Raw genomic sequence first — 18,165 nt, forward strand, 5'->3', positions numbered from 1 at the left:
ACGCCTATTAGCCTAAAAAAAGAAGCATCTGTCTAATCGGCAGATACTTCCAAAACGTTCACTTGAATCGTTCACCAACACCAGTTGACAAAGACCCTTTTAAATTTGAACGGAAATTGATGAGTTCTGGTGCGCGTCAAAGAAGAATGCTCGCTTAATATCAAAATACTAAGACTTACGTATAACTATTTATTGAGGTTGATTAAGATACGGATCAAATGCGGTTGGTAATGGGGCAATGACGGTTCGCTGATGGTCCGTGAAGGGTTCAGTATAGCGTAACGTCTGACCGTGTAATAATAGACGGCTCGTGGTATCTGACGGGTTGTAGAGTGGATCACCGAGAATCGGGTGATCAATCCCCGCTAGATGAACGCGAATTTGGTGTGTTCGACCGGTTTCGAGATTAACCGCCAAAGTGGCCGTGTCATTCTGCCGGGTTAATAACTGGTAATGGGTAATGGCGGATAGGCCGTTGATGTAATCAGCCTGCCGTTTTCGTTGATTATCGGGATCAATCCCGATGGGGAAGTTGATGGTGTCGTGGTCGAGTAATAATTGTTGGGGATCATTGACGACAGCGATGTATTGGCGCGCCATTGTTTTTTGACTCAATTGCCGGTTTAAAATACCAATTACGATTGGCGTTTTACCAATCATGACGGCCCCGCTGGTCGCTAAATCAATGCGGTGAACCATGTAGGCGTGTTTACCTTGTGCGGCTAAGTATGTAGCAACCTGATTCATGAGCGTGCCATTTTCGTGTGGTCGGTTGGGATGGGTTTTAATGCCGGCCGGTTTATTGACCACTAATAAGTCAGCATCTTCATAAAGAACGGTAAACAGTTGGGCTTGATCTAAATCATATTCTTGAGTTTTGACCGAAACGTCAGAGAAAGTCATGTCAATTTGGTCGCCGGGTTCAACGAAGCGGTTGAAGGCGCGATACTGACCGTTGACTAAAATATTCTGATCAACTCTCAAGAAATGTTGCATTTTTTGGGGAATCAGCCAATGATTGAGTAAACCGCGGACTGACATCGGGCTAAAGTCTGTTTCTAAAGTTACTTTTTTTTGATAAATTGTCATTGGGGAAACCACCTTTAAGCTTCCAGTTTAGCGAATTTAGCGACGAATGTAAATTTTAAAAGATTATAAATGTTAACGGCAGCTACTAGTTGTGATTCGGGAATATGCTACAATTAATAACATCAAGTGAATTTGATCAGAAGAGGGATTGTATGAATAAGCAAGCATCACCGATAAAATCAGCGTTTAAAAGTTTCTTTAAACGAGTATGGCGCATGATTAAGTTTGTCTGGTATCGTCTACAACTGACTCGCTGGTTAATTCTAGCGGTGTTATTACTGATTTTCGTGATGAGTAGTTTCCTAACTTTTAAAGCGAAAACGGCCAATGTCGGTGATATTAAAGCGAATTTACAATCACCATCGATTGTTTATGATATCAAAGACAGTCGGGCGGGTTCCTTGTATTCGCAAAAAGGGACCTATGTTGAGTTAGAACAGATTTCAACCCCGATTCAAGATGCGGTGATTTCGACGGAAGATCGAACCTTCTACAGTAATCTTGGGTTTAGTATCAAGGGGATGGCGCGGGCAGCGGTCAACCTAGTGATTCATCACGGGGAAATCTCCGGTGGTGGGAGTACGTTGACCCAGCAGTTAGCCAAGAATGCGAAATTAAGTCAGAAGCAAACTTTTTCACGGAAGTTCGAAGAATTATTCTTAGCGATTCAGATTACGAAAACATACACTAAAAAAGATATTTTAACCATGTATTTAAATAATGCCTATTTTGGCAACGGGGTTTGGGGCGTCCAAGACGCCTCTAAACGCTACTTTGGCAAGAATGCCAGTGAGTTGGACGCTAGCGAAGGGGCCGTGATTGCGGCGATGTTGCGAAGTCCTAGTTATTACAATCCGGCGGAGCATTTGGATAATGCAACGTCGCGCCGTAATCTGATTTTAGGCCTGATGGTGGATAATAATAAATTAACCCAGGCCCAAGCAGACGCTGCTAAGAAAGAAACCTTAGTGGTTAAAAATACTTATGAACAATCAGATAGTTATAAATATCCCTATTATTTTGACGAAGTTGTTAATGAAGCGGTCAATCGATTTGGGATTAAAGAAGAAGATTTAGTTAAAAATGGGTACAAGATTTATACGGCATTAGATCAGACCCAACAAAGTAAGATGGAAACGACTTTTGAACAAAGTTATCTCTTCCCAGATAACGCTGCTGACGGGACGGTTGTTCAAGGCAGTTCCATCGCGATTAATCCAAAAACCGGTGGGGTATCCGCCGTCGTTGGTGGTCGGGGTGATTACACGATTCGCGGTTACAGTCGCATCACGCAGATGAAACGTCAACCGGGTTCAACGATTAAACCGTTGGCGGTCTATACACCGGCCATCGAAGACGGTTACCATTACGATTCGTCTCTAGAAGATAAGAAACAGAGTTACGGGACGAATAACTATACACCGACTAATCCGGATAATGTATACAGCGGTTCAATTCCGATGTACCAAGCGATTGCCAATAGTACTAATGCGCCGGCCGTTTGGTTGCTAAATCAAATCGGTTTGAAACGCGGGATTAAATCAGTTGAAAAATTTGGGATTTCAGTACCGAAAAGTGACCAAAACTTAGCGATGGCACTCGGTGGCTGGGAAGGTGGCGTTTCGCCATACCAAATGGCCAGTGCTTACACGGCGTTTGCCAATGATGGCGAACTATCTGAAACGCATTTTATTCGCAAGATTGTTGATGCCAGTGGCGCGGTCGTCGTTGATAATACGGAGAATTCGAAAACCCGGATTATGACCAAGAAGACGGCCAAAGAAATGACGAGTATGATGCTCGGCGTTTACAATAACGGGACGGGGAAATACGCGAAACCAGACGGGTATCAAGTCGCTGGTAAATCTGGGAGTACCGAAGTGCCTGCTAGTTACGGCTTTGGGACTAAGGATCAATGGTTGATTGGTTATACACCGGATATTGTTGTGGCGACTTGGATGGGTTATGATAAAACCGATCAAAGCCATTTTATGACCAACACGAGTATCGATGGGTTAGCGCCGATTTTTAAATACGAAATGCAAGCATTATTACCGACGACTGCCCAAACCAGTTTTGATACAGAGGACGCGCAAACCCTTGCTAAGAAAGAATCCACCAAAGATTCGAATCAATTAGTCGATTCGATTCAATCTGGATTTAAAAATGGGGTAAATAAAGCGAAAGATACGGCCAATCAATGGTATAATACCGTGAAAGGGTTTTTTAATTAAATAAAGTAGCTAAAGGAGTCAGTTCAAATGACAGTTAATATTCATGATGATGCCAACCAAATGGCAGTTCACTTACAAGAATTACCCCAATTTTTAGGGTTGCAAAATGCTTTTGCAAGTTTGAAAAAAGATGAAATTGCTTTTGCAATGTTCAAAAAATTTCAAACGCAACAAATGACATTACAACAAAAACAAATGCAAGGTCAAGATTTAACGGATGACGAAATCAAAGAAATCCAAGAACTTGCTCAAAAAATTGGTGACATCGACGCCATCAAACAATTAATGGAACAAGAACGTCAATTAAGCCAATTAATGGACGAATTAAACCAAATCATCTCAAAACCAATCGCAGATATCTATCAAGGATAGAGTGCTTTCTCAAGCGGTTAACGCTTGAGCATAACCAAAAAAATCCCTTATGGTGTTCTTTAACCATAAGGGATTTTTGTAGTTAGGCGGAAAGCGTTGCTTGAGAAAGCACATTTCAGTATAGAGTGCTGACTCAGTCGTTTAGCAACTGTGCACTCAGCAAAAAATCCGCCGTCACCCAATCTAGGTTATGGACGGATTTTTTGATGGCATCATTAAGAACGTTTGTTCGATGATGCTTTCTAAAGACCTATTGCAATGGTATAATGAGCCTATTAATAAAATCGATTTTTAAGAATTGAGGCGTTATTCAAAATGAAATTTATCCATGCTGCAGATGCCCATATCGATAGTCCCTTTATGGGGCTCAAACAAGCGCCAGCGACTTTGTGGGAAACGATTCATCAATCAACCTTTACGGCTTTTAAAACACTGATTCAAACCGCGATTGATGAACAGGTCGATTTTGTGCTGCTGGTCGGTGATTCATTTGATCAAGAAGCGCAGAGCTTACCAGTTCAACGATTTCTACAACAACAATTTGAACGCTTAGCGGCCGTCGAGATTCCGGTTTATTTGAGTTACGGGAATCATGATTATTGGGATGAACAACAGGTTCATTTTGAATTTCCGTCAAACGTGCACGTTTTTAAAACAAACGTTGAAACGATGACGTTAACGACTAAGGCCCAAGAAACGGTGACGATTGTTGGGTTTAGCTATGGGCAACGTTGGTTAACGGCCAATCAAGTCGATCAATTTCCACCACGTGCCACCACTGATTATATGATTGGAACGATTCACGGTAGCCAACAAGCCAATCCTGATGAGGACCATTATGCACCGTTTACGTTAAGTCAGTTGAACCAATTGCAATACGATTATTGGGCGTTGGGGCATATTCACAAACGCCAAATTCTACAAGAACGGCCATACGTTGTTTATCCGGGTAATTTACAGGGACGCCATAAAAATGAACCCGGTCAAAAAGGCTTTTACGTGGTGAACGCGGATGCAGGTCAATTCAAGTTAGATTTCCGACCAACGACCGTGATTGAATGGCAACGACAACAATTTGAGATTCAACCCGAAATGTCATTGAATCAATTACAAACCCAAATTAGTGCGCAATTACAACAAAGTGAGCAAGCAAGTTTAGTCAGTTTGGAATTAACGCACGCTCAGAATTTATCGGCCGACTTATTGCAACGGATTAATCACGATGAATTGTTGCTGATTCTACAAGAACAATTGACCAACAGTCAACCGCTGCATTGGCCGTACGCGTTAACCTTAAAATTTGATCAACAACAACAGTTTAGCCAAATCGATCAAACGTATTGGCAAGCTGCCGCCGCTGAAATCTTCACACCAGAGTATATTCGGGATAAAGCGCAACCGCTGATGAAAGAAGGCTTTATTAGAGATGCCGTGACGGATGAGCAATATCAAGCCGATTTAAAAGCCTTGGTTGAGACGATTCTACAAGAAAAGAAGTTGGGGGAATAAGTCATGCGAATTAAAACAGTTACCATCTTCGGTTTTGGCAAATGGCATGACCAGGTCATCGATTTAGCGACCGATTATCAAGTTCTTTTTGGTCAAAACGAAGCTGGTAAATCAACGTTAACGGCACTGATTAAAGGCATTTTGTTTGGCTTTGCTTCGGGCAAACAACGTTACGAACAATATAAACCTAAAAATGGGGCCCAATACGGCGGTGAATTATTAGTTCAATATCAAGAACGAGAACTTGTGATTCGGCGGATTGATGGCAAGTTTGGTGGTGATGTAACGGTCATTGATCAAGGGAATGAATTTGGCGCCGATTATTTAGCGACCTTATTAGCCCCGGCCGATGAAGCGTTGTTCACCCAAATTTTCGAAACCAATCAACAGGATCTTAACCAGATATTCGGTTTAAAACAGGCTGACTTCTTACAACACCTGTTGACGATTGGGGCGGTTGGTAGTCACGAATGGTTGAATTTTGCTAAAGCACTGGATAAAGAAGGTCAAAAAATTTATAAACCTTCTGGTCGGAAATGGCCATTGAATCAGGCTTTGAAAAGTTATCCAGATTTAGTCCAGACCGTCAAAGAAGCCAGCACCGGCTATCAAGCGTATGAGCAGAATGCGCAAATATTACAACAAGCCACGGCTAAACGGCAAAGTTTAACGGCTCAGATTGAACAGTTACAAGCGACAATCAACCAGCAACAACGGTTGATTGAACGTTGGCCGCATTATCAAGAATGGCAAGGACTCCAGAGTGAATTAGCACATGCGACGGCCTTTGACGCAACCATCTATACCCAATACCAAGCCTTAGTCGAACAGCAACGGGCGGTTGAAACAGAATTAAAAAATGCGCAAGCGACGATTGCAGAGGTCCAAGAGACCTTAGATCAAACCGGTGAGTTTCGTTTTTATCAAGCCAATCAAGCCACTGTCACACCGCTGTTTGACCAGCTGTCGGCGCAACAGCAACAACTTGAAGTTTTAAAACTCAAACAAGCGCAACTCACGAAGTTAACGACTGAAAAAACACAATTGGTGGCTCAACATCAATGGGGAGCACAAGTGCCTGCCATATTGACGGCCGACCAAGTTGAACAACTGCAAGAAGCTTCCGACCAACAACAACGATTAGCGACTGAACAACAAGTCTTATTGTCTAAAACAGAAGGGCTGCAAACCCAAGTCGCCACCCAAGAACAGTTAGTCAATCAATTAGAAACCACAACGGTGCGGCCAACTCGTCAGAACCAAACCATTTTCTGGGGCGTTGGTGGGATCTTGTTATTGACCATTTTCTTACCAGGCGTGTTTAAAGTAGGCGCGATTGTCGGTTTACTCGTGTTGGGTTACGGTTGGTACCAACGACAACAAGCCCAACAACAACTGACTCAGGGTGTTGAACAAAAAGCGCAGTGGCAACAAGCACTCGCCCAATTAGACGCACTGAAAGATGAACAACAAACGCAAGCAGCGGCGTTAACCGCTAGTCAAGCGCAGTTACAGGCATCTCAACAACAAACCACCGCTATTTTGACGGAAGCCGGTTATGCGACTGAAACTTCGGTGTCGCTTGTGTTGAATCAGCAAAATGATTTGAAACGGGTCGCACAATTGACGACCGAAATTAAGCAACAAACGGTGGCGGTTGAAACACTGCAAAATCAATTAACGACTTATTACCAACAATGGCAGTTTGCACAAGAATGGGTCGGCGCGCTCCAAGGTAGCGATGCGGTTAACTTAACCCAGATTGATCAGTTTAAGAGCCGGGTTGCACAATTACAACAATCACTGGCTCAAAGTAATGAAAGTTATCACTATTATCAACAACAAGTGATCCGATTAACGGCTAAACAAACGACATTACTCGAGGCCCAAAAGCAATTACTAGCCAGTGCTCAACTAAAAACAGCGGCCGAATTAGAGGCGTGTTACAAAGCGGAAAAACAACGGCAAGTCGCTCAACAACGCTGTTCAGATTTAGCGGCTGAATTAGATCAAGCGTTACCTGAATTGCAAGCCGTTACCGATTTAGCGCAGTTAGAAAATGATTATAAACAACAACAAGCGCAATTGGCAATTGCTAATCAGGCACTGCAAGAACAACAACAAGTCATTGCGGAACTGAGTGTCACTCAACAAAAGCTAGTCGATGACGATCAATATCAACTGTTACGGCAAGAACAACTACAAGCAGAAGCCAACATTACGGATTTAGCGCAAGCTTGGTTGGCTAACCAATTGGCGATTGACTGGATTCAAGCCACCTTAAAGGCGGCTTCGCAGGAACGTTTTCCACGAATATTGGTTAAAGCAACGACTTACTTTGCCTTATTAACGCAAAATCGATATCAGCAAATTAATTTTGAAGAAGAGGTGATGACGGTCTTGCGCGCCGATCAAGTGTTATTTGAAGTCGGTGAGCTATCACAAGGGACCGCCGAACAACTCTACATCGCATTACGGTTCGCATTTGCAGAAGAGATTGCCGATGTGGTATCGTTACCTTTATTAATTGATGATGGTTTTGTTAATTTCGATGACCAACGTCAAGCGGCCATCTGGGAATTATTACAGCGTTTGAGCGAACATCATCAGGTAATTTATTTAACGGCCAATCCCCGAACAGAAACCGTCTTCGGAGCGGCACATTGGTTAAATTTAGAGAAAGTAGGTCAGATAGATGCCCACTAAAAAAATATTTGATTATCAAAATGACGAACCGATTGATTTGTTTGTCTTAATTAAAACGGCAGATGTCCGGGTTGCCAAGAATGGGAAACAGTTCATTGCGTTCACTTTCCAAGATCAATCGGGTCAAATCAGTGGTAAATACTGGGACGCTTCCGATGCGGACGTTACCAAATTTACCGCGGGCCAAGTGATTCATTTACAAGGGAAACGGGAATTGTACCAAAGTAATCCGCAAGTTAAAATCTATAAGTTGCGTGAAACTACGGCAGATGAACCGCAATCAGTTGAACAGTTCGTGCCGAAAGCACCGGTTCAAGTCGAAGAGATGCAAGAAGAAATCAGCCAAGTATTATTTGAGATTAAAAATCCGAATTGGCAACGACTTGTCCGCCATTTGTTACAAAAACACCAACCAGAATTCTTTAGTTATCCAGCGGCTAAAACCAACCACCATGCTTTTGCAGGTGGCTTGGCTTATCACACCTTATCGATGTTACGCCTAGCGAAGACCATTGCGGCTCAGTATCCACAAATCAATGACTCCTTATTATTTGCGGGCGTGTTGTTACATGATCTAGGGAAGACGTTAGAATTATCAGGCCCAATTTCGACCGAATACACAGTCCGCGGTAACTTAATTGGCCATATCGTCTTGGTCGACGAAGAAATTGTCCGTGCTTGCGATACGCTCAAGATTGATACCAATAGTGAAGACATGTTGCTTTTGCGGCACGTTGTGTTAGCCCATCATGGTTTGTTGGAATACGGATCGCCCGTTAGACCACAAGTCTTGGAGGCCGATGTGTTACACCAAATCGATGAACTAGATGCGAGTATCACGATGATGACCCAGTCTTTGAAACATGCGGAACCCGGGCATTATACGGAGCGGATGTTTGCAATGGATGGTCGCCAATTCTACCGACCAGAACACGATGAAGCGTTAGAAGAATAGTCCAAAAAAAGGCGTCCGACAATTTGTCGGACGCCTTTTTCAATGTGCTTATTTAGAAGATGAAGAAGATGATGCTTTACTATTCACGCCGTAGCTTGAAAGTAAGTCAGATAAGTCTTTATCTTTGATTGAAACGTTAGCTTTCTTAAGCACCTTAGTGATGATCTTGTTCATAACAGTTGTATCAGTCATCCATTTAGCATAAACTTGGCTCGTTAATTCCTTCTTGTGATCAGCCATCTTACCCTTACCAGGGTTCTTGATCATGCGGATAACGTGGTAGCCATAGCTTGTCTTAATAGGCGTTGTTGTGTATTCGTTAGTCTTCAACTTGAAGGCAGCAGTCTTGAAGGTTGAATCTAATGATGTATCAGTGCTATCAAATGTTGGTAATTTACCGCCATCTTTTTTAGTACCAGTATCAGTTGAATATTTAGCTGCTAAAGTTGTGAAGTTCTTAGTGGTGTTGTCTTTAGCAAGTTCTGCAATGACTGTTTCAGCAGTTGCTTTCTTTTCAACTAAGATATGTTGAACTTCAACTTTTGGTTCGTATGATTTCCATTGTGTTTTCAAGTTAGCATTTGTGACTTTTTTGTTAGCTTTTAAAGCTGCTTCAGTTAACATTTGAGTCTTGATTTGTTTCTTGAATGATGAAGTTGTTAAACCACTTTGTGAGAGAACAGAGCTGAATGATGAACCATATTGTTTCTTGTAAGTGTTATAAGTTGATGTGACTTTCTTATCAGACACTTTGCTGCCGTATTGTTCTTCAAGGGCTTTTTCTAAGATCATGGTTTGCAATTGTTGCTTACCAGTCGTTGTTTCCTTAGTTTCCTTGTAGTATTCGGCTTGAGTGACTTTACCACCCTTTAAAGTTGCGATTGTTGTGCTACCACAACCTGCTAGTGAGACTACCATTAATAAACTGGCAGCGGCTAATAGCCATTTTTTCATTATCTGACACATCCTTATCAAGTATTATGAATAAATTCGAACTGAATTATGAATTCAACAATTAATATAACACATAAACTAATTAAATTAAATCAATGCCCTGAATCTTCACAAAACTTTCAAATTTAGGTTTTTCGTGAAGATGGCCGCAATCCGTTGAGGGGCTTAATGATTTTTAAGTTAATTAAATAACAATTACTGGGGTAAATTTTTTTCGAGACGTTCTAGTGATTCGTTGATTTGAGCAATTCGGGGTGCCGCTTCAAATGAAAATGATTGAAGGGCTTCGCTAATGTCGGCGACGGAATCGACCGCGGTCGTCTTTAATTCGGTGGCTAAGTTGTTAGACGCTTCTTTTAATTGCGTGGCACTCGTTTGTACATCTTGGGCGCCGGTCGTGATGTCGTTTAAATAATCAACCACCGCTTGTTGCCGTTGGGGACCCGTTTTTTTAGCGGTCAGTAGTGCATAAGTGGTGCCCAATAGGCCGCCGATTAATAACCCTTTTGAAAATCCCATTAGTTAACCTCCAGTTGGGCCTGAATGCGGTCCGCAATCGTTTTGAGTTGTGCCGGTGTGTAATCGGCTGAATGATCTACAAACTGCATTGAAAAGCCGTCTTGTGCGCCGTAGCGCGGAATCAGATGAATATGTGAATGGAAAACGGATTGATAAGCGACTTCGCCATTGTTATTACAGATGTTGAGGCCTTTAATCGCCGGGTCGCTGGCTTTAATCGCGTTGGCAATTTTGGGCAACCGGCTAAAGACCGTCGCGGCCAATTCAGAATCGTATTCAAAAATATCAGCGACGTGTTTTTTAGGGATTAGCAACGTGTGTCCGGGTGTGGCTTGGGTTAAGTCTAGGAAGGCCTTCACTTGGTCATCTTCGTAAACAACCGTACTAGGGATTTCGTTACGAACAATTTTACAAAAAATACAATTATCCATGATGAGTCACTCACTTTCATATCGTCTAAATCTAGGTTCATGCTATCATAAAGTGCCTATTTGCGCTACTGTTAGCTTGCTAGCGACACACTTTAAAAAAATCGTTAAGATGATACACAGTATGTAGTGTTCATGGTAAGATATGGTTGCAGACCTAAAGCGATAAAAATGAACGAGGTAATTAAAATGAGTTTAGAAATCAAACAATTAACCGGGGGTTACGCCCACGTACCGGTTTTAAAAGACGTTAGTTTCACCGTGCCAGATCAACAAGTGGTTGGTCTAATCGGGTTAAACGGGGCGGGGAAGTCGACGACCATTAAACACGTTATCGGGTTATTGACGCCACAAGCTGGGACAATTACGTTGAACGGGGTCACGTTACAATCGAACCCGAATCAATACCGGCAAAAAATGGCGTATGTTCCAGAAACGCCGATTTTATACCCTGAATTAACATTAAAAGAACATCTGGATTTAACGATTATGGCGTACCAATTAGATCCCGAGAAAACTTGGGTGAAGGCGAACCAACTATTAAAACAATTCCGATTGGATAATAAGCTTGATTGGTTCCCAGTCCATTTTTCAAAAGGGATGCGTCAAAAGGTGATGATCGTCAACGCGTTTATGACCGATGCCGATTTATTTATCATTGACGAACCATTCACTGGTTTAGACCCGTTAGCGATTCATGATTTATTGGACATCATCGCGGATAAGAAAGCGCAAGGGGCAGCGATTTTAATGTCGACCCATATTTTAGCGACCGCTCAACAATATGCTGATTCATTCGTTTTATTGAATCAGGGACGAGTACGCGCAACGGGCACATTGGCCGAATTAAAAACTGAATTTAAGATGGCGGACGCTAACTTAGATGATATTTATTTACAGATGACGAAAGAAGGCTAAACATGCAATCATTATGGCAAGAACGCGTGCGACGCCACGTCAATCAACAAGTTAAATATTTACGGTTGGTCTTTAATGACCATTTTGTACTCGCAATTATCTTTTTATTAGGGGCTTTGGGTTACACTTACGCCAATGCGATTAAGGCAATTGATCCGACGAGTTGGTGGCTAAAACCGGTGATTAGTTTGGTGTTACTGGCCAGTCTTAGTTTTGGTCGGTTAGCCACGCTACTACATGAAGCGGACAGTGTTTTCTTACTGCCTCAAGAATCGCAATTACCGAGTTATTTGAAGGCGGCGCAACGCTACAGCATGTGGTTACCGTTTAGTTGGTTAGCCATGATCACGTTATTAGTTGCGCCAACACTCTTAGTCACTAAGACGGTCCCGGCTTGGATGTTACTCGGTTTATTAGCCACGCTTTGGTTGATTAAAAGTCGACGCTTTTCAAGCCAAATTGGTCAGTGGTATCAAGGAACCGGTACGCAACAAACTGGTTTATGGTTACTGATTGATTGGGTATTAGTGGCGAGTCAATTGTGGTTGGGTTGGTCAATCGCTGGCTTAGTGATTGCGGCGGGGCTTTTGTATTGGCAACGGCAACAACAAACTAAGATTCAAGCTACGCAGTTATTTAATTGGTTGACCGCAGTCAGTGCTGAAGATTCACGCATGGGTCGAATTTATCGCCTGTATAATCTCTTCACCGATGTGCCCGGCTTAAACAGTCAGGTTAAACGCCGTCGCTATTTAGATGGTCTGATTCAGTGGTTGAGTGCTAACAATCCAAATCCATTCTATTTCCTATATCTACGGGGCTTTTTACGGGGAACGGAATTTAGCGGTTTATACTTAAGATTAGTCATTATTGGTGGCATTATTATTTGGTTCAGCCAAATTTGGTGGTTAGCATTATTGCTAGGACTATTATTAATCTATCTCGTTGGTTTTCAACTATTGCCGGTTTATCAACAATATGATCAAAATATTTTTACGCACCTTTACCCAGTCGCGCAAACAACCAAATTGCAGGCCTTTAAACGACTTATTTGGCGATTAGTCGCAATCGAAATTATTTTATTGAGTCTTTTAATCTTGATTCGTTTTGGCTTAAATGGGCAGAGTTTGGTCAGTATCGTTGCTTTTGGGGGCTTAGGGTATGGCTTTGTTCAATTCTATCTACCACGGCGTTTAACAAAATAAATGTTAGAAACAACGGTTAGTGACTTGACGTAAGGCGTTTGACTATTATATGATTATCCTAGTTATCGTCAGTTGAAGTGTCGCAGCACGTGGGAAAGTGCTTGATCTTAGTGTAAAGGAGTCGAGGCCGATGAATTTCGACTTGGAGACTGGTTGGCAAGTTCAACCAGCTGGTGGGGACACTGGCACCGCCTTTTTGGGTGTCCGTGCGTCGGAAAAAATCTTTTTAAAACGAAATACATCGCCATTTTTAGCGGCTCTTTCAGCAGAAGCCATTACGCCTAAGCTGATTTGGACCAAGCGAATTGCGACGGGGGATGTGCTAACCGCCCAAGAATGGTTGAACGGTCGGACTTTGAAACGGGCTGAAATGAACAGTCCGCAAGTGGCCAAGTTATTGGCACGGGTTCACCAATCATTATTGTTGAAGCGGATGCTCAACAAAGTGGGCGGTCAAACATGGCACGCACCAGAAATGTTGCAAACTTACTTTTACGATCTACCCCAAGATTTACGGCAACATCCGTTATTGGAGCAGGTCGTCCAAACATTAAAACAAACAATGGCTGATTTGAAGACCCCTTCAATGGAAGTCTGTCATGGCGATTTGAATCATAAGAATTGGTTGTTATCAGATATTAATCGCTTGTATTTAGTCGATTGGGATTCAGCGATGCTCGCTGATCCAGCAGTCGATTTCGGAATGATTTTATTTCAATATGTTCCACGTCAAGAATGGCAGAAGTGGCTTGAAACTTACGGATTGGATGTGACCCCAGAATTAATGGCGCGCGTGTTCTGGTACGGTAGTTTGAACTTACTTCAAAGCATTAAGCACCATTATCAACGTGGTCGTTTTACTGAGATGAACCATGACATATTGCGTTTGAAAGAATTAGTTTCTGAAATAAATTAAAACATGAATGCCAAAAGTTGGGCGCTGGTCCAACTTTTTTAATTGGTATCAAATAAGGAGTGCGTTATGCGTTTAAGAAATAAACCATGGGCTAAGGATTTAATTGAAGCCAATCCCGAAAAGATTTTAGTGAGTCCCGAAACGATTGCCGGACACTGGCAATCTCGTTTTGCTAAAGAACAACCCATTTATATTGAAGTTGGTTCCGGTAAAGGTCAATTTATCACTCAGATGGCGCAAAAATATCCGGACCGGAATTTTATCGCCGTTGAAATTCAAGAATCAGCGATTGCCGTCATTCTCCAGAAACAAGTTGAATTGCAATTGCCTAATCTTCAATTGTTATTGGGGACTGGCGCGTCATTAACGACTTTCTTTGCGGATAATGAAGTCGCCGGTGTCTATCTCAACTTCTCCGATCCATGGCCTAAAACGCGTCATGAAAAGCGCCGGTTAACCTTCAAGACGTTCCTTGCTGAATATCAACAAATCATGCAAGCGGATGGTTATCTGCGGTTTAAGACGGACAATCAAGGATTGTTTGAATATTCATTGTGCAGCTTGAATGCTTATGGGATGTTGTTGGATGACGTGTCACTAGATTTACACAAGAGCGACTTAGCGATTGAAAACGTCCAAACTGAATATGAAGAAAAATTCAGCAAACGTGGCGATCGGATTTATCGTTTAGAAGCCCATTTTAAATCAGATAAAGCATAAAAAAATAAACGAACCATCCTCAATCCAGGATGGTTCGTTTATTTTTTAGGGCTGTAATTGTGAAAATTCGATGACGACACCGGTTTTAGCATCGACCTTAAAGTGGAACTGATTGGTGCCGTTCGATTGTTCGGTAATCACGCCACCTTGATAAACGGGAAAAGTCCGTTTATTTTGCGAAAAGAGGTGGGGACTTTCTTCAATCCAAGCACCGACGATTTGGCCTTCGTGTTTCAAACCAGCCTTGACGTCTTCTAGAATCTGATTTAATTTAATGGCTTTTTGTTGGTTTTTGTACTGACGAGCGCTGATGGTTGTTGCTAGCGCAAGTCCAAAACCAGTTAAAAGATATTTGACAACTGAACTATGTTTTTTCAAAGAAAAACTCCTCAATAATTTTATCTTTGTTTAGTATAGCATAATTTTTAGTCAACAAGAGTGGACTTTTGTTGGCAAACCGCTTATATTAAAATGAGAACAAAACTTGAAGGGGTGCATAATGAAAGATTTTGCAACGATGGATGATACTAATTTAACCCATCTCATTACCAAAGGAAAACACGTCCTATTCTTTACCGCAACATGGTGTAGCGATTGCCGGTTTATTAAACCAGCAATGCCAGAAATTGAAGCTGAATTTCCAGATTATCAATTTATTCAAATTGATCGCGATCAAAACATTGATGTTTGTGAAGAATGGGAAATTTTTGGAATTCCTAGTTTTGTCGTGATTGCGGACGGTCGTGAAATTGGGCGTTTCGTCAACAAGGATCGGAAAACAAAACGGGAAATTACTGAATTTATCAAGTCATTGAATTAGTCTAAAGGAGTTTTTAAATGTTAATCGCCAGTATGAATCAAAAAGCATTTCAAAATATTTTAGTGGTCATGGTTCAACCCGATGCTGAACAACAAGTTTCAACTGAAAAACAGGGGATTGTCCGGATCAGCGATCAAAATGATCAGACAATTGGTTATAATTTTTTAGCGATTGATCAAATTTTACCCGAATTACAGTTTAACGGGACGCAAGTGTTAACGATTGCGGACGTAGCAGCTTTGAATACGGCGCTATCTGCAGCAGGCTTTCCAGCTGATTTAGTGGCTGATGAAACACCGCATATCGTGGTCGGTTATGTCCAAGAATGCGATGTGCATCCAGATTCAGATCACATGCACATCACCCAAACGGAGATTGCACCGGGTCAAACGGTCCAAATCGTTTGTGGCGCTAGCAATATCGCACAGGGTCAAAAAGTCATTGTGGCAACCGTTGGGGCGGTCATGCCAGAAGGTAAAATTATCTGGCCAGGTCAATTACGGGGCGTTCAAAGTGATGGTATGATTTGCGCAGCACGCGAGATTGGCGTGGTCAACGCACCGGATAAAGGCATCATGGTCTTGCCTGATGACTGGCAAGTGGGTCAAGCAGTCACACCAGAAGCGGTTGCGACTTTATTGAAATAAGCACGAACTTACGAATTTGTTAGGTCAATTTAGAAACAAAATATAGTATGATATACAATAGCAATTAATCGGTTAAGAGTGCCTGTTAATTGTTATTTAGTTTTGATATAAACGGGTGTGAACCAAGAGGATAAGAGGGGCTAAACATATGTGTGGGATTGTCGGATTTGCGGGCGGACTATTTGATTTGCCAAAGAAAAAAGAAGTATTGAACCATCAAATGGACATCATCAAGCATCGTGGCCCTAGTGGCGCTGGTGAATTTATTGATGACCAAGTGGCTTTAGGATTTCGGCGCTTATCAATTATCGATTTAACCAAGGGCGATCAACCGATTTATAATGAAGATCACAGCAAATTGATTTTCTTTAATGGTGAAATCTATAATTATCGTGAAATTCGGACTGAATTAGTGAGCTTAGGCCATGAATTTACAACGGATTCTGATACTGAAACAATCTTACATTCTTATGAAGAATGGGGTAAAGACGTACTGACTAAGATTCGCGGGATGTTTGTGTTTGTCATCTACGATCTTAAAGAACAATCGATTTTTGGTGCCCGCGATTTCTTCGGGATTAAACCACTGTATTACACAACGTTAGACGATGGGACTTTCATGTTCAGTAGTGAATTGAAAACCTTTATGGCCCATCCAGATTTCAAACCAACCTTGAATCAAAAGGCGTTGAAATCATTCATGATGAACCAATATAATGATTTAACTGAAACTTTCTTCAAAGGGGTTTATCGTTTTCCAGCGGGTCATTACTTTACTTATAAAGATGGTCAACTCGATATTGAAAAATATTGGGATATGCAGTTTGCGCCTTCTCAATTATCATTTGAAGAAGAAGTTCAAAAAATTGATGCGTCAATTGATGAATCCATTAAAATGCACAACGTGGCTGACGTGCCCGTTGGCGCCTTCTTATCTGAAGGGGTTGATAGTAGTTACGTCACCAGTATTTTAAAACCACAGGAAGTCTTCAGTGTTGGTTTTGATGATCAAACTTATAACGAAGTGACGGCCGCTCGCGCTTTAGCGGAAGAGCTGGGTTTAAACTTCAATGAGACACGGGTTAATGCGGATGACGCTTTTGCCGAATTTGATAAGATTCAATACTATTTGGACGAACCAGATGGTAATCCATCATGTGTGCCATTGTGGTTCTTATCCCGTTTTGCGCGTGAAAAAGTGACGGTTGCGCTATCGGGTGAAGGGGCTGATGAATTATTTGCTGGGTATGTCAATTATGGCATGCATTCGCATAATTCAACGATCAAAGCCTTCACGTCTACTCTGAAGAAATTGCCAAAAGGTGCGCGGGCCCATTTAGCCAAGACGGTTAAAAAGATGCCAGCCTTCCCAGGTCGCGTTCATTTATACACGAATTTGGCCAACCCCAAAGAATTTTATGCGGGACAATCCGTGATCTATGATATCGAAAATCCCAGTATTTTTGGCGCGGATGAAGCGAACAGTTATTTGAAACCAGCTTATCAAAATGCTGAAACGATTCAAGGTAACTATCAAGCCGATTTTGAAAACGTCAAAGAGGCCGATCCCGTTTCACAAATGCAATACATTGATCTACACCACTTTATGTTGAACGATATTTTACAAAAAGCGGATAAAATTTCAATGGCGCATAGTTTGGAATTACGGGTGCCGTTCTTGGATCCCGAAGTCGCTAAGACGGCGGGCCAAGTGCCAACGGATTATTTATTGAATAGCAAAGATACGAAATATGCTTACCGCCAAGCAGCCGCTAAACATTTACCTGCTGCTTGGGCGAACCGGCCTAAATTAGGGTTCCCAGTGCCAATCAAACAATGGTTGGAAACCGATAAGTATTATGAACAAGTTAAAACGCTTTTCAGCGAAGCATTTGTGGCTGAATTCTTTGATCAACCGAAGTTATTGGCCTTGTTAGACGCGAATAAAGAACAACGGATTAATGGTCGTCGTAAAATTTGGACGATTTTCACGTTCTTAACTTGGTATAAAGTGTATTTCATGAATATTGAAGACTATTTAGTGTTAGGTTAAGGTCTTAAAAACAGGAATAATCGGGTCTTTGTCAACTGGTGTTGGTGAACGATTCAAGTGAACGTTTTGGAAGTATCTGCCGATTAGACAGATGCTTCTTTTTTTAGGCTAATAGGCGTT

17 protein-coding genes are annotated in these 18,165 nt (G+C 41.9%); 12 read left to right on the forward strand and 5 right to left on the reverse strand.

Annotation, left to right across the window (positions count from 1 at the left end):
• Positions 1 to 189: 189 nt before the first annotated feature.
• Complete coding sequence (locus LFUMFP_RS03875) at positions 190 to 1,089, reverse strand: RluA family pseudouridine synthase (protein WP_025083057.1); 900 nt, start codon at positions 1,087 to 1,089, stop codon at positions 190 to 192.
• Positions 1,090 to 1,241: 152 nt separating this feature from the next.
• Between LFUMFP_RS03875 and LFUMFP_RS03880 the strand changes: the two genes are divergently transcribed.
• The 5 genes from LFUMFP_RS03880 to LFUMFP_RS03900 all read left to right on the forward strand — a co-directional run bounded on the left by LFUMFP_RS03880 (position 1,242) and on the right by LFUMFP_RS03900 (position 8,865).
• Entirely contained in the window at positions 1,242 to 3,323 is a 2,082-nt protein-coding gene (locus LFUMFP_RS03880; RefSeq protein WP_106483090.1) for a PBP1A family penicillin-binding protein, read from the forward strand.
• Between the two features lie 27 nt (positions 3,324 to 3,350).
• Positions 3,351 to 3,695 (forward strand): YlbF family regulator, encoded by a 345-nt coding sequence (locus LFUMFP_RS03885; protein WP_025083059.1) that lies wholly within the window; start codon positions 3,351 to 3,353, stop codon positions 3,693 to 3,695.
• A 315-nt stretch (positions 3,696 to 4,010) separates the two neighbouring features.
• The gene (locus tag LFUMFP_RS03890; protein ID WP_025083060.1) at positions 4,011 to 5,204 is read left to right on the forward strand and encodes a metallophosphoesterase family protein; all 1,194 of its coding nucleotides are present in this window, start codon (positions 4,011 to 4,013) and stop codon (positions 5,202 to 5,204) included.
• Positions 5,205 to 5,207: 3 nt separating this feature from the next.
• Positions 5,208 to 7,910, forward strand: a complete 2,703-nt coding sequence (locus tag LFUMFP_RS03895; protein ID WP_025083061.1) for an ATP-binding protein — start codon at positions 5,208 to 5,210, stop codon at positions 7,908 to 7,910.
• Positions 7,900 to 8,865, forward strand: a complete 966-nt coding sequence (locus tag LFUMFP_RS03900) for a 3'-5' exoribonuclease YhaM family protein (RefSeq protein WP_025083062.1) — start codon at positions 7,900 to 7,902, stop codon at positions 8,863 to 8,865. The genes LFUMFP_RS03895 and LFUMFP_RS03900 overlap by 11 nt, the downstream gene beginning before the upstream one ends.
• 48 nt (positions 8,866 to 8,913) lie before the next feature.
• Here LFUMFP_RS03900 and LFUMFP_RS03905 read toward each other — a convergent pair whose 3' ends face one another.
• The 3 genes from LFUMFP_RS03905 to LFUMFP_RS03915 form a co-directional block, all read right to left on the reverse strand.
• Positions 8,914 to 9,819 carry a peptidylprolyl isomerase PrsA gene (locus LFUMFP_RS03905; protein ID WP_025083063.1) on the reverse strand — a complete coding sequence of 302 codons (906 nt, stop codon included), beginning with the start codon at positions 9,817 to 9,819 and terminating at the stop codon, positions 8,914 to 8,916.
• A 195-nt stretch (positions 9,820 to 10,014) separates the two neighbouring features.
• A complete protein-coding gene (locus LFUMFP_RS03910; protein WP_025083064.1) occupies positions 10,015 to 10,338 on the reverse strand; it encodes a YtxH domain-containing protein in 324 nt (107 codons plus the stop codon).
• The gene (locus tag LFUMFP_RS03915; protein WP_025083065.1) at positions 10,338 to 10,769 is read right to left on the reverse strand and encodes an HIT family protein; all 432 of its coding nucleotides are present in this window, start codon (positions 10,767 to 10,769) and stop codon (positions 10,338 to 10,340) included. Before LFUMFP_RS03915 ends, LFUMFP_RS03910 begins: the two co-directional genes overlap by 1 nt.
• A 186-nt stretch (positions 10,770 to 10,955) precedes the next feature.
• On the opposite strand from LFUMFP_RS03915, the gene LFUMFP_RS03920 reads away from it, so the two are divergent.
• The 4 genes from LFUMFP_RS03920 (at position 10,956) to trmB (ending at position 14,525) form a co-directional block, all read left to right on the forward strand.
• The gene (locus LFUMFP_RS03920) at positions 10,956 to 11,684 is read left to right on the forward strand and encodes an ABC transporter ATP-binding protein (RefSeq protein WP_025083066.1); all 729 of its coding nucleotides are present in this window, start codon (positions 10,956 to 10,958) and stop codon (positions 11,682 to 11,684) included.
• A gap of 2 nt (positions 11,685 to 11,686) precedes the next feature.
• Positions 11,687 to 12,889 (forward strand): ABC transporter permease, encoded by a 1,203-nt coding sequence (locus LFUMFP_RS03925; RefSeq protein WP_056950089.1) that lies wholly within the window; start codon positions 11,687 to 11,689, stop codon positions 12,887 to 12,889.
• A gap of 130 nt (positions 12,890 to 13,019) precedes the next feature.
• On the forward strand, positions 13,020 to 13,805 hold the full coding sequence (locus LFUMFP_RS03930; RefSeq protein ID WP_025083068.1) for a phosphotransferase family protein: 786 nt from the start codon (positions 13,020 to 13,022) through the stop codon (positions 13,803 to 13,805).
• Between the two features lie 66 nt (positions 13,806 to 13,871).
• The gene (gene trmB, locus LFUMFP_RS03935) at positions 13,872 to 14,525 is read left to right on the forward strand and encodes a tRNA (guanosine(46)-N7)-methyltransferase TrmB (RefSeq protein ID WP_025083069.1); all 654 of its coding nucleotides are present in this window, start codon (positions 13,872 to 13,874) and stop codon (positions 14,523 to 14,525) included.
• 45 nt (positions 14,526 to 14,570) lie between these two features.
• On the opposite strand, the gene LFUMFP_RS03940 is transcribed toward trmB, so the two are convergent.
• Positions 14,571 to 14,903, reverse strand: a complete 333-nt coding sequence (locus LFUMFP_RS03940; protein ID WP_025083070.1) for a hypothetical protein — start codon at positions 14,901 to 14,903, stop codon at positions 14,571 to 14,573.
• Between the two features lie 121 nt (positions 14,904 to 15,024).
• Between LFUMFP_RS03940 and LFUMFP_RS03945 the strand changes: the two genes are divergently transcribed.
• The 3 genes from LFUMFP_RS03945 (at position 15,025) to asnB (ending at position 18,045) form a co-directional block, all read left to right on the forward strand.
• Positions 15,025 to 15,345: a thioredoxin family protein gene (locus LFUMFP_RS03945; RefSeq protein ID WP_025083071.1), complete on the forward strand. Its 321-nt coding sequence runs from the start codon at positions 15,025 to 15,027 to the stop codon at positions 15,343 to 15,345.
• Between the two features lie 17 nt (positions 15,346 to 15,362).
• On the forward strand, positions 15,363 to 15,992 hold the full coding sequence (ytpR, locus tag LFUMFP_RS03950; RefSeq protein ID WP_025083072.1) for a YtpR family tRNA-binding protein: 630 nt from the start codon (positions 15,363 to 15,365) through the stop codon (positions 15,990 to 15,992).
• A gap of 148 nt (positions 15,993 to 16,140) precedes the next feature.
• Complete coding sequence (gene asnB, locus LFUMFP_RS03955; RefSeq protein WP_025083073.1) at positions 16,141 to 18,045, forward strand: asparagine synthase (glutamine-hydrolyzing); 1,905 nt, start codon at positions 16,141 to 16,143, stop codon at positions 18,043 to 18,045.
• Positions 18,046 to 18,165 lie beyond the last annotated feature (120 nt).

Source organism: Latilactobacillus fuchuensis (assembly GCF_900258455.1).
GTDB classification, from domain to species: Bacteria; Bacillota; Bacilli; order Lactobacillales; family Lactobacillaceae; genus Latilactobacillus; species Latilactobacillus fuchuensis.

What these genes read in the sequence shown, in the direction of transcription:
- ytpR (WP_025083072.1), top strand. Translation starts at nt 15,363, where the DNA reads ATGTTAATCGCCAGTATGAATCAAAAAGCATTTCAAAATATTTTAGTG.
- LFUMFP_RS03910 (WP_025083064.1), bottom strand. Translation starts at nt 10,338, where the DNA reads ATGGGATTTTCAAAAGGGTTATTAATCGGCGGCCTATTGGGCACCACT.
- asnB (WP_025083073.1), top strand. Translation starts at nt 16,141, where the DNA reads ATGTGTGGGATTGTCGGATTTGCGGGCGGACTATTTGATTTGCCAAAG.
- LFUMFP_RS03945 (WP_025083071.1), top strand. Translation starts at nt 15,025, where the DNA reads ATGAAAGATTTTGCAACGATGGATGATACTAATTTAACCCATCTCATT.
- LFUMFP_RS03875 (WP_025083057.1), bottom strand. Translation starts at nt 1,089, where the DNA reads ATGACAATTTATCAAAAAAAAGTAACTTTAGAAACAGACTTTAGCCCG.
- LFUMFP_RS03915 (WP_025083065.1), bottom strand. Translation starts at nt 10,769, where the DNA reads ATGGATAATTGTATTTTTTGTAAAATTGTTCGTAACGAAATCCCTAGT.
- LFUMFP_RS03925 (WP_056950089.1), top strand. Translation starts at nt 11,687, where the DNA reads ATGCAATCATTATGGCAAGAACGCGTGCGACGCCACGTCAATCAACAA.
- LFUMFP_RS03895 (WP_025083061.1), top strand. Translation starts at nt 5,208, where the DNA reads ATGCGAATTAAAACAGTTACCATCTTCGGTTTTGGCAAATGGCATGAC.
- LFUMFP_RS03880 (WP_106483090.1), top strand. Translation starts at nt 1,242, where the DNA reads ATGAATAAGCAAGCATCACCGATAAAATCAGCGTTTAAAAGTTTCTTT.
- LFUMFP_RS03905 (WP_025083063.1), bottom strand. Translation starts at nt 9,819, where the DNA reads ATGAAAAAATGGCTATTAGCCGCTGCCAGTTTATTAATGGTAGTCTCA.
- LFUMFP_RS03885 (WP_025083059.1), top strand. Translation starts at nt 3,351, where the DNA reads ATGACAGTTAATATTCATGATGATGCCAACCAAATGGCAGTTCACTTA.
- LFUMFP_RS03900 (WP_025083062.1), top strand. Translation starts at nt 7,900, where the DNA reads ATGCCCACTAAAAAAATATTTGATTATCAAAATGACGAACCGATTGAT.
- LFUMFP_RS03930 (WP_025083068.1), top strand. Translation starts at nt 13,020, where the DNA reads ATGAATTTCGACTTGGAGACTGGTTGGCAAGTTCAACCAGCTGGTGGG.
- LFUMFP_RS03920 (WP_025083066.1), top strand. Translation starts at nt 10,956, where the DNA reads ATGAGTTTAGAAATCAAACAATTAACCGGGGGTTACGCCCACGTACCG.
- trmB (WP_025083069.1), top strand. Translation starts at nt 13,872, where the DNA reads ATGCGTTTAAGAAATAAACCATGGGCTAAGGATTTAATTGAAGCCAAT.
- LFUMFP_RS03890 (WP_025083060.1), top strand. Translation starts at nt 4,011, where the DNA reads ATGAAATTTATCCATGCTGCAGATGCCCATATCGATAGTCCCTTTATG.